This window comes from Candidatus Methanodesulfokora washburnensis (assembly GCF_003947435.1).
Classification (GTDB): domain Archaea; phylum Korarchaeota; class Korarchaeia; order Korarchaeales; family Korarchaeaceae; genus Methanodesulfokora; species Methanodesulfokora washburnensis.
In genome coordinates this window covers 1-10954 of sequence record NZ_RCOS01000140.1, presented here as the reverse complement: position 1 = coordinate 10954, position 10954 = coordinate 1, and the positions used below count along the sequence as shown (strand labels likewise).

The 10954-nt window shown below is 41.8% G+C and carries 10 protein-coding genes; 6 read left to right on the top strand and 4 right to left on the bottom strand.

All coding sequences use genetic code 11. The features are described from left to right. Both D6D85_RS12200 and D6D85_RS12195 read right to left on the bottom strand, forming a co-directional pair. A partial coding sequence (locus tag D6D85_RS12200) for a PD-(D/E)XK nuclease family protein (RefSeq protein WP_125672320.1) occupies positions 1-456 on the bottom strand: 456 nt, incomplete at its 3' end. Between the two features lie 250 nt (positions 457-706). Continuing rightward, entirely contained in the window at positions 707-1108 is a 402-nt protein-coding gene (locus tag D6D85_RS12195) for a hypothetical protein (RefSeq protein ID WP_125672319.1), read from the bottom strand. 201 nt (positions 1109-1309) lie between these two features. On the opposite strand from D6D85_RS12195, the gene D6D85_RS12190 reads away from it, so the two are divergent. The 4 genes from D6D85_RS12190 (at position 1310) to D6D85_RS12175 (ending at position 5729) form a co-directional block, all read left to right on the top strand. Beyond that, positions 1310-3151, top strand: a complete 1842-nt coding sequence (locus tag D6D85_RS12190; protein WP_125672318.1) for a DEAD/DEAH box helicase — start codon at positions 1310-1312, stop codon at positions 3149-3151. A 243-nt stretch (positions 3152-3394) separates the two neighbouring features. After that, positions 3395-4411 (top strand): AAA family ATPase, encoded by a 1017-nt coding sequence (locus tag D6D85_RS12185; protein ID WP_125672317.1) that lies wholly within the window; start codon positions 3395-3397, stop codon positions 4409-4411. A 10-nt stretch (positions 4412-4421) separates the two neighbouring features. Next, the gene (locus D6D85_RS12180; protein WP_125672316.1) at positions 4422-5057 is read left to right on the top strand and encodes a hypothetical protein; all 636 of its coding nucleotides are present in this window, start codon (positions 4422-4424) and stop codon (positions 5055-5057) included. Between the two features lie 468 nt (positions 5058-5525). Beyond that, positions 5526-5729: a hypothetical protein gene (locus D6D85_RS12175; RefSeq protein WP_125672315.1), complete on the top strand. Its 204-nt coding sequence runs from the start codon at positions 5526-5528 to the stop codon at positions 5727-5729. A 73-nt stretch (positions 5730-5802) separates the two neighbouring features. Here D6D85_RS12175 and D6D85_RS12170 read toward each other — a convergent pair whose 3' ends face one another. Further along, positions 5803-6786, bottom strand: a complete 984-nt coding sequence (locus D6D85_RS12170; protein WP_125672314.1) for a COG1470 family protein — start codon at positions 6784-6786, stop codon at positions 5803-5805. A 273-nt stretch (positions 6787-7059) separates the two neighbouring features. On the opposite strand from D6D85_RS12170, the gene D6D85_RS12165 reads away from it, so the two are divergent. Continuing rightward, complete coding sequence (locus D6D85_RS12165; RefSeq protein WP_125672313.1) at positions 7060-9711, top strand: hypothetical protein; 2652 nt, start codon at positions 7060-7062, stop codon at positions 9709-9711. A gap of 472 nt (positions 9712-10183) precedes the next feature. Here the strand turns inward: D6D85_RS12165 and D6D85_RS17255 are convergent, their stop codons facing one another. Beyond that, complete coding sequence (locus tag D6D85_RS17255; protein WP_125672312.1) at positions 10184-10315, bottom strand: replication protein; 132 nt, start codon at positions 10313-10315, stop codon at positions 10184-10186. A gap of 35 nt (positions 10316-10350) precedes the next feature. On the opposite strand from D6D85_RS17255, the gene D6D85_RS17250 reads away from it, so the two are divergent. Continuing rightward, positions 10351-10818, top strand: coding sequence for a tetratricopeptide repeat protein (locus tag D6D85_RS17250; RefSeq protein ID WP_373695750.1), 468 nt, complete (start codon positions 10351-10353; stop codon positions 10816-10818). Positions 10819-10954 lie beyond the last annotated feature (136 nt).

The following is a 10954-nucleotide window of genomic DNA, read 5'->3' as shown; positions in this document are numbered from 1 at the left end:
GAATTCGGCTTTTCTCCTGAAAATTGGTATATCAGATGCCTTTATATGAGAAGATATTTCTATTAGCATGGTTTTTCCATCCTTAACAGCTATATCCACTTCTATGTCACTTGGATGATCGTAAACCATTCCCTCCTTATCCCTCTCAACCCATCTCTCCACCTTTACACCGAACTCCTTCTCCATTATTCCCTTTAAGCCTTCCCTGAAAGCCTCCTCAGTTTGAAGGCCCCATCTCGCCCCTAAGGCTGATATCCTCCTCTCTATAAGCTCAAATCCCCTGTTCATATCCTCCCTTAACTTATTCATATCCTCTCTAAGTTTAACAAGCTGCTCCTCATGTCTGTCAAGCCTTTTCAGAATCTCCTCTAGGCCTAAAAGTCCAGCTACAGCGTATCTGAACTCCTCATCCTCCTTTAGAAGCTTTAGGAATCTCTGCTTGAGCTGAGAGCTCATCGATCAAACTCGCTTTTATCATTTAAATAGTTAACTGCTCCTGAAAATAAATTATTAGAGCTTAAACAGGATATACATGCGCTACTGTGCAGACGAAGCGGATGTCCGAACAAAATTTTAAGCGGGTTTTCAACAAGCTATCAGATGCCTTTGGGCTCAATTTACCATCTGTGAAATAGAAAGCTAGCTTGCTCACCTTTAAGGGTATGCCATTGTTTGCACAAAGTTGTTCTTAACGGCAGAAGGCCACTCATATCCTGAACACAAGAACATCATTGGCTCTGCAAATCTCCTCTAGCGTCTTAATAGATTTCTTACAGAGTATTGCGGAATCGACAGTCGGAAATCCCCAGACTTTAGGAAACAGGTATCTATAGACCATTATCTGCCCTAATGCCTCATAATTGAGGGTTTCTTTAACCTCAATCACCAGAATCCTTTTTGTCCTCCTCTTTATGTCATCTTGCAGCTTTCTCCACCATTTTGATTTCATGATTCGGGGTTCAGCTTCAGGCTCTAAGTTCTCAACAAAGACTGCATCGATTACGCCCCAGTAATCATCTGTGCCGATACCGACATCCATGAAGAACGTTCCCTTTAAGATCCCTCTTTTAACAAATTCTCTCAGGATTTCCTCCTCTTTGAGATCCATTCTGCTCATAAAGCTCAGATTTTATTAATAAAGATTTCCATTCTCTATTCAAAAACTTTCCATGCACCATTATTCAGCATTTACAAGGCCAGAAGCTGGTCAAGCGATCCGAATGTCTTTTATCGATCGCTAAGTTTTCAACATTTGGATATATATTTAACGTTAATGCAACCTTATATTTAAACTTTGTAAGAAATTCCGATGAGCAAAAGTCCAATTGAGGATGAGAGGAAATTTCTCCTCGGCATAAGGGATCTTTTAAGAAGGGAGAGAGAAGTTGAGAAAAGGGAGGCCTATGAGGACAGGGTCAGGGCTAGGGTTCTGGATGTGACAGAGGATCTTGTTACGCTTGAGTGCAAATTTCCAATGTTCAGAGAGGGGGATATTATCGGCTGCATAACTCAGGAGGGGGATGTTAAGCCAATTGGCTCGGTTTTGGCGGAGGGAACTGTGATAACAGTTGGGACAAACAGGGAGATCGGGCTTGAGGAGGGACAGTCAATTGATCTGTGCAAGGGGGAGGTCCTTGTTGGATACGATCTCCAGATATCCCTTATAGACAGGATACTGAACGATGAACTAGATGATCTTGAGAGGGATGCAGTTCTCTGCTTATTCGGAGGAGGAAATACAGGTACTAAGAGGATAAGCCTATCGGATAAACTTGATTCAACCGGAAAGATCGAGCTGGATGAATCCCAGATAGAGGCTGTTGAGAGGATCTTGGGCCTAGGAGATAGGGAGCTTTTAATTGTTGTCGGCCCTCCAGGAACTGGAAAGACTAGGGTCATAGCAAAGGCAGCTCTTGAGCTGAGGAAGAGGGGAGAGAGAGTTCTAATAACATCCCACACAAACAGGGCAGTTGACAATGCACTAGAGGCCCTTCCAGTGGAGATTTCCCTCAGGGTCGGGAGGCCTGAGAGGGTTCTAAAAGGGATAAGGCCTTATCTTCTCAGCTACAAGGCTAGAACAGCCCTTGGATCTAGGCTTGAGCAGATAGAGAGCCAGATATCCAAGCTGAAAAAGGAGATAAAGGGGCTTCATGGTTTAGCTGAGGAATGGAAGAGGGTCTCAAGGGAGAAGTACAATGAGTTAAAGGGGACTATAAAGGGGAAGATAAAGAGAATCAGAGATCTATACAAGGAGAGAAACAAGATGCTTGTCGATGAGAGCAAAAAGCTTGTGGAGAAAGCTGGGATAATGGGATCAACTCTGATAAAATCGAATATGCCCCCTCTTCATCTGGAGAGGTTCGACACAGTCCTCATAGATGAGTGCAGCCAAGCATCAATAACACTAGCCCTTCTTGGGATGATAAAAGCGAGGAAATGGGTTCTTGTGGGGGATCACAAGCAGCTCCTACCTGTTTTCAAGTCCATCAGGGATAAGAGGCTTGTTGAGAAGCTGAGTGCATTCTGCTTGATGAGGGAATTTTACGGAAAAGGGGAAGTGTGGCTCAGAAAGCACTACAGGAGCAACAGCAGGATAATAAACTTCTCATGCAGATATGTGTACAACGGGATGATAAGTCCTGTCAAGGAGTGCGACGGGATAAAGCTTGAGATAAGGAATTATCCTAGGGAGATGGAGTTCCTCAACCCAGATATTCCAGTTGTCTTCCTGGATGTCAGGGGAGAGGATTTTGTCGAGGGGAGATCTAGGGCAAACAGGGCTGAGGTAGAGGCAGTTGTCCGCATAGCCAGGACATTGAAAAGACTTGGGATAAGGAGCGAGAGGATGGGGATAATAACGCCTTACAAAGCTCAGAGAAACAGGATAGCTGAGGAGCTAAAGGATGAGAAGCTTGAGGTCAACACAGTTGACTCATTTCAGGGAAGGGAGAAGGATGTCATAATATTCAGCATTACAAGCACGGGAAACATGGACTTTGTTTCCGATGAGAACAGGCTGAATGTTGCGTTTACAAGAGCTAGGAGGAAGCTGATAGTTGTCGGGAACGCTGAATCCATAGAGAAGATGTCAGGAGGCCTCCTTTATAACTATCTTATGTATGTCAGGAATCTGAATGGGTTCTTTAAATGACAGATGGGATAAAAGCTTGGATGGCATCATTCTCTTCAGAGAGGCTAAACGATAATCCAAGAATTAATCTGGATTATTAGAATTTCCCTATTTTAGCTTTTTCTTGATGATGTAAATTATATTTCCAGACGAGCGACAGATCCTAAGATACAAATAATTGATATAAAAAAGAAACAGTTAAGGATTTATGGAGCAGTTTCACAAAATTATTTAAGTGATGGCTTGGATAATTATGGGGATTAGATGATAAGAGTGGTAAATTGGCGTTGTATTGAGGATCTGGAATTGGAACTGTCGAGGATAAACGTGTTTATAGGCCCAAATTCGACCGGTAAATCGAGCTTAGCTTATGCTATTTACTTCGCCTCTAAATCCAGAGCTTACGATCCCCAGTATCTGGCAACCCAATTATATGGATGCGGCTTTGATAAAATCGCCAGATTGGTGGAAAATAAGCCTCAATTTCCTGTATCCATCAAAATAAACAGCTCAGAGTTTTCTGTGGAGCTAAAGGAGCAGAAATTTGAGGTAAATAGGCCCTCAAGCTCCCCTTGGACGGATGAGTTCCTGCTTCCTTCTAAAAGAGTTAATTATATTCAACTTATGATGTTATTGCCAAAAATAATAGGTGAGCTGAAAGGTAGGCCAGAGGCCGCTTTCATCGGGAGTTTTGCCGGAGGCATGCTTGAATTGCTCAAGACTCTTCCCATTTTACCCCCATTTGGTTTATTTACCCTCGATTATATAAGGGCTCTGACAGGACTTCGGCCCGAGTCCGCGGAGGGAGGGCTGAGGGATATGGGTTCTTACATGGTGACAATTCACCCGCTCCTTTCTCTAATAGAACTCACTATTCAAGATCCATATATCAAGTTGCAACTTCCTGTGGAACTAGCCCCTGATGGATTGCTCGACTTCAGCATATCCGACTCAATGCTGCAAAGGATCCCTGAAAACAGCTTGGTCGTGATAGAGGAGCCTGAAATCCACAAGAACCCATTAATGGTGAGGGAATTCACTGAGCGCATAGTGAAAAGAGTGCTTGATAGGAGGCTCACGCTTATAATGACAACTCACTCCGATATACCTCCTATCACAATGGGAAAGCTCATAACGGAGAAAGTTCTGAGGCCAGAGGAGATTAAAGTGTGTTATTTCAAACGCGATCCATGGACTAAGGTTTCTGAGATCAAAGTATATGAAGATGGAACGATAGAGAGCCTACCGGACATAGAAGAGCTGATAACCCACCTCTTTTAAGGCGATTTAATTGTTCGGTCTGGTGCTAGATTGCAGCTCATTGATACCCTGTGGTGAGAAATCGGAGGAGATGAAGGAGGCGATAAAAAAGCTTGGATTTATGCTCCACAAGCTCAACTGCGTTATCTACCTTTCATCACATCTAATTAGAGTCTACAACACAAAAGTTAAACCGGAATTGGAACACCATCATCCGCTTCCTCCCTTTCAAGCAAGTCTTCACAGAATTTTACCGATGCTTGTGAAAGGTACTAAATTAAGAAAACTTGAGGGCATTAAGTTCCATATTTTGGAGAAAACTCGAGTTCAACATTACAATGTCGATGATGTCGGCTTGGCAGAGGAGGAGGACAAAGAGATTCTTAAAATAGCCCTTGCTGCAGCCTCAAGGCATGAAAAAGTGTTTCTGGTGACAGCGGATCGCCATTTTCTTGAGGGCATAAATCGAGCTAGATTACTGGATAGATATCAGGATGAAGGTCAAAAAATAGAGATAGTTACACCAAAACAATTTTATGATTTCTTAATAACAAGAGAAGAAGAGCAAGAGGAGCTGAAAAGAAGGCTGGAAAGATTGATGAAGGAGTTGGTTGGTGAGGAGGAGAAGCCTAAGGCAGAAAACTTGAACAATTCAAGTAATCACTAACCGTAATGTCATATAATGGAATCTCATGGTGGTGGCCCTTTTGTTCTGGTATTTTAGAATCAGGATTCAGGAAAATTTTATAAAAATAGAAAGAAAGTAAATCAAAAACATGGTGATGCATTGGGCTCATAGATTGAGGAGCTTGTTGCTAGGTATTACTGGAGAAAGGGGTTCTTTGTTGAGATAGATCACCTCTTTTACCTCCTTCGTGAGGAGACAGGAAAGAAGGTCGGTGGCTGGAGCGATATAGATGTTCTAGCTTTCAACGGGGAGGAACTTCACATAGTTCAGTGTAAGGCATTTTTAGGAGAGAGGAAGGCGGAGGAAAGTGTCTCAAAGATCCTGAACTGGTTTGAAAAGGCAGAGGACTACATAAAAAATCGATCTACATTTGCCAAAAGCGTTAAGCAATCAAGGATAGTTAGGACAGTTGTTTTGGAGGATCCTTATCCAAGGGAAGCTGTATGCATGCTGGAAAATGAAGGGATAAAAGTACTTACGTTAGAGGAGATTGTAGATGAGCTAATTCAATCCATCGAGGAGGAGATGAAAGAGAAGCCTGGAAGAGTGGGGAAGCTGGAGGATCCAGTTATGGCCCTGCTGAGGGAGCTTGTCAGAAAGAAGGAACTGGGAAAGTTTCTTTTATCCCAACATAGGATGAGAGCAGGTTGAATGCTGTGTTTACAATAGCTGAAAGAGACTTATAGTTATCTGCTGAATCGATAGAAGAAGGATTTTTAGAAGATCAGCCAGAGTAGGAAACCTCAGTTGCTCCAAGCTTTACTTTTAACGTGAAGGGCCTTGATGTAATTGCAGCAAGGCTTAATATCACTTTCTTTTCCTCCCCCGGTCCTATTACCTCGATAGAAGGAGTCCACAAAGCATTAAGCTCCTCATTCACATAGATCTTAAGCCATCTGATGTTTATCGGATACTTTCCTCTGTTCGAGATTATCAGAGTGATGTTGTTCAGAGACCATTTATCGAGGAAGGGACTCAATCCCACCTTTTCTATCCTCAGCTCTGGTTTTAGGGGCTCTATAATGTAGGATGTTCTCGTTACGTTAGGTATCACAACATCCACCCTGTGCTCTTTATCAAGATAATTCGGATCTATTGCTAAGGCAACGGGCTCCAAGCTGAGACTGGAGGTGTTTCCTGGCTCTATTGCCAAACTTGATGGATAAGGGGCAAATGCTTCATGTAAACCGTCCAAATAAAGCTCGATGTTTATCGGAATTAGTGTCAGATACAGGGGAACGTCCCCCTCATTTCTCACCTCTAGAGTGAGCTTTCTCAGATCTAGTGAAAAGATGGATGTATTAAAACTGACATCCTTTATCTTTAGGTCAGCCTTTGCTCCCTTTACATCAAAGCTACTGCTGTATACCTCTTTATCCCCATAAAAAGCCTTTATCACATAGCTTTTTGGTCCTATTACGTTGGTGAAGGGTTTAAATGGAGTTAGGTGGAGATAAACTACTTCCTCGGGCTTATCCGCCACATAGGTATCTATGAGCTCTCCATCCTTTGTGAGAAGGCGGAAAGTTACCGGATAGTTGCTGGTCTTGAACGGGATCTTAAAGCATGGATACCCATCGTGATCAACTATTCCAATGCCTTTGATCTCAAATGCTGGCTTGTATGTCAGGGCTCCTGCTATCAGCAACAGAAGAAACAGGATTACCACAATCACGAGCGCAAGAAGTATCTTCCTAGCAGCGCTCATACAAAATAAAGCTCGATGCTAATAAAAAAGCTTTCTTCTGATAATGTTAAGGGTTATAAAGATGTGAGAATCTTTTGGGAACAATATGTTTCAAGAAATTTAAAATTATAATATAAACTTTGATTATACTATAAATTGCTGAGAGGAGGACCCAATAAATTTATTGGGTTCCTTTTATGCAGCTTCCTCAGCCCCCAGAAATCTCTGGTATCAGAAGAATATTCTATTCTTTAAAAAAGGTAGGGTTATATTTTATCACCTGTCAGGCTTGGTGTGGATGAGCAGGCAAAGGGGAAAGTGAGGAACAAGCTGAAGGACCTTATAAGCAAGGCAATTGTCAAAGGAACCCTTTCAGCAGCGTTTTTGCTTGCCTCCCCATACATTGCGGTTTCTGAAGCCCTTGGAGCTTCGGGGCTCCTGTCCTTTCTAGAGGATGTTCTGGGGGAGGAGCTAGCGGAGAGGATAAAAAGGAAGCTTGGTGCAAGGAAATACAGCGAGGAGGATGTGAGAGAGATATTCGAGATGGCAAAAAAGGATGAGGATGTGAGGGAGAGCCTAGCTAAACTGGTAAGTGAGCTTATAGATGAGAAGCTTCTAGAGGAGCTGGGGAGGGAGAAATCAGGATATCTTGAAGCGATATATCAGGCAGTCAACGAACTTAAGAAGGAGCTTCCAGATATCAAGGGGAGGCTGGAAAATCTCGAGAATAGGGTTGATAGAATAGAGAAAGAGCTTGTGGAGATAAAGGAAGCAGTTGAATACATCAAGCCAGAGTATGTGGGAAATGAGGATGATCTCATAAAAAAGCTGAATATGGAATGGGTAAAGGTGAGAGAACCTGTTGTAAGCGACAGGCTAAAGAAAAAGATAGAAAAAGCAGTTGAATACATCAAGGAAAGGGAGAAGGTATGTATAGTAGGCGATCCAGGAATTGGGAAGACAACCGCTCTGTATCTGGCCTGCTTACGCCTGATGAGCGAGGGAATAAAGCTCAGGACATCGGGAATAAGGGGGGAAGGCGTGCTAGTTGTGGACAACATAGGGGCCAAGGAGAAAACTTTAGAAAAGCTTGAGATCTGCACAACCCCAGTTATAGCATCTGCTAGGGAATCCGAGTGGAAGAATCCCAGAGGATGGCATAAGATAAAGATAGAGCCTGAGGATCAGAGGCCAAAGCTGAGGGAGATGTTCATCTCTATGCTCAAAGCAAATAATGTGAAGTATACGGAGGAGGCTGTTGATGAGGTGATGAAAAAGGATCCCATACCGGTGTACTTGCGGTATATAGCTGATAATTACAAAGGGAGGAAAATTAGTAGGGAAGATGCCTTAAAATTTCCTGAGAACGCCTATGTTTATAGAGCTGAGGCAATAAGAGACTGTGGAGATGATCTCGCAATTGCATTGCTCTACTGTGTTGCCAAAACTAGGACAGGACGGCTTCACTTTACCCAGCTCGATATACTAAAGGAGATGTTGAAAACTAAAATACCTGGCCTCAGGAGGGATGAGAGGGATGAAAGAGATGAAAGGGATAAAAGGGATGGAATATATGAAAGACTTCTTGCGAAGTTTGACGGATCCTTCGGGATAATACATGAGATAGACAGGGACTTGATGACAGGAAAAGACGTTCCAGAGGAGGCTGCTTCAATAATCAAGGATATAGATGCGATAAGAAGAGTAGAGGCTTATGATGTCGAGAAATTTGTCAGAGAAGCATGCAGCAAATCACTTAACAGTATAAATGAGATGAGACCAGACGATGCTGCTAAGCTTGTTAAAAGAGCTCTCGAAAACTTTCCGGATCTCACGGAAAATGTTTTAGAGATAGAGAAAAAGGATGAATGGAAAGACAGAAGAGTTCTGATTCTACATGCAACAGCAGAGACTCTGTATAGCCTAGGAAATGACCTTTATTGTGAGGGAATACTCATTCACGCCATAGATAATTACAGGGAGGCAGAGAAAATCTGCAGATATTTATCCTCGATAGATGAGAGCTACTCCTTGCTTCTAGCAAGGGTTCTGACTAAGCTGGGAAGAGCCCTTTTAGAGAAGAGAATTCATGGAGATTATCTATCCGATGTTGCAATAGAGAAGCTCGAAGAAGCGGAGAGCATATATAGACACTTCTATTCAATAGATAAGAATTACCACCCGCTTCTAGGAGAGCTTTACCTTCCATTTCTAGCAGAAGTTTTACGTGACCTAGGGATAGCTCTTTTTAAGGAAGCATTTTTAAGGAAGTATTTTGGGCGTAGAAAAACTCACATAAACCTCTCCGTTGCAATAGAGAAGCTCGAAGAAGCGGAGAGCATATATAGACACTTATCCTCGATAGATAAGAATTTCCTTTTATACTTAGTAGAAGTTTTGTACTACCTAGGAGTAGCTCTTTATGGCAAAGGAATATCAAATGATGCTATAAGGAAGTTAAAAGAGGCAGAGAAAATCTGCAGATATTTATCCTCGATAGATGAGAGCTACTCCTTGCTTCTAGCAGGAGTTCTGATCAAGCTAGGGGGAGTCTCTCAAGCTCTCCTTTCATGGAGAGGAGAGCCTGATAACTTTATGGATGACTTCAAAGAAATACTAGAGATACTTGAACTTCTATCGAATAGGCCTTGGCTCTGGGGTCTCTTATCTGAAAGAGACTTATCCGAAAGAGATTCGCAATCCTTTTTAAAGAGAGGAGCAATCCTTTCTGAAGTTTGGATTGCCGCAATCCTTCTTGAAAGGGAGAATAAAAGAGGTGCAGCAGAGCATTTATGCAAGGCTCTTAGAATGCTCATTGATGAAAGAGTTCCTACAACCTCTATTTTAAATAGACTTCTGCCATTCTGTAAGGAACTTCTTGATCGGATTTCTGAAGAGTTTATTTCTGAGGATTGTAGAAAAATGGTGAAATCTTGTTCTTTTTAGAGAAATTTTCAAGCATTAAAAAAGTCCATCATTAATTAGATAGTTAAGGCATGTAGTTTTTCTGAATTAAGATTCAATCTCTATCTCTAGCAGGATGCTGGATCCTATACAAGCTACTTCATGACTAAGGTCGGAAGCTTCTAGTATTTGTCTGAGACTTTATACCTTCAAGTATTAAAGGAAAGCCTCTAAAAACATAACTCTTTTCTTATGGTTTTAGGGTTATAAACTCCTGTTGTGCCGAGATAGATGAAATTATGCTCTCAAAGATCCTGATGGGAAAATGCAGGTATGTAAAAGCCGGATAACATGAAATTTCTTAGGCATCACTCGATCACCATAACCCAATAAATTTATTGGGTATAGCCTTATTTTATTGAAACTTTTGATAGTTATTTTTTACTGAGTAAAGGTTCAGGGCATCCAAAAGCTGCGCGCTGCGCGTAACTGCAAAATAGAAGTCCTTCTTTTTTTAAACATCATACTTTCTTCCCAGCCCATGGGAGAAGCGAATTATGAAAAGCAGAATCTTTAGCTGTCTTTTAGTGAAGTTTGAGGTCAGGATTTTATCTAGTATTTTGTTTTCAACCTTAGTATAAGCCATAATCGTTAAAATACGATAATTAAGACAAAAAATAAATAGGCAAACTTACCGAAGCTATCAAGATATACAAAGAGCTTGTTAGCATAGACAAAAGATATCTCCCAGATCTTGCGGCAGCGCTGAACAACCTCGGAGATACCCTATCTAAGAGGAGAAGGCTTGATGAAGCAATGGACAAATATAAAGAGGCCCTTGAAGTACTAGAACCCCTCTCTGATAGGCCATGGCTCTGGGGTTTGATATCCAAAAGTCACTTTGAGATCGCTTGCATCCTTTTAAAGAAGAAGGATAAAAAGAATGCAGCAGAGCATTTATGCGAGGCCCTTAAGATGCTTTCAGATAAAAGAGCTCCCCAAAATTTTATTTCAAGGAATCTTCTGTTTTTATGCATTTTATACCTTGATGGTGCTATCCCCGAAGAGCTGATTCCAGAGGAATGCGAGAAAAAGCTTGAATTTTACTTCTATGGAAACACCTCTTGGGCAGGACATAACCTCTTATAAGATATCCTCCTACATATGTCGCAATATTGACGATAAAGCGACAGTTTTAGGCAAGAAGAGGCTAAAATAAAATTGTAAGGCTGGTATTAAAATTCAACATACCCACCTGCTGTAACCTTACCTTTAGTCTTAATCT

Bases quoted from the DNA above. Each gene is read 5' to 3' on its own strand.
- D6D85_RS12190 (WP_125672318.1), top strand. From the start codon at position 1,310: ATGAGCAAAAGTCCAATTGAGGATGAGAGGAAATTTCTCCTCGGCATA.
- D6D85_RS12175 (WP_125672315.1), top strand. From the start codon at position 5,526: ATGCTGGAAAATGAAGGGATAAAAGTACTTACGTTAGAGGAGATTGTA.
- D6D85_RS12185 (WP_125672317.1), top strand. From the start codon at position 3,395: ATGATAAGAGTGGTAAATTGGCGTTGTATTGAGGATCTGGAATTGGAA.
- D6D85_RS17255 (WP_125672312.1), bottom strand. From the start codon at position 10,315: ATGGCTTATACTAAGGTTGAAAACAAAATACTAGATAAAATCCTGACC.
- D6D85_RS12195 (WP_125672319.1), bottom strand. From the start codon at position 1,108: ATGGATCTCAAAGAGGAGGAAATCCTGAGAGAATTTGTTAAAAGAGGG.
- D6D85_RS12170 (WP_125672314.1), bottom strand. From the start codon at position 6,786: ATGAGCGCTGCTAGGAAGATACTTCTTGCGCTCGTGATTGTGGTAATC.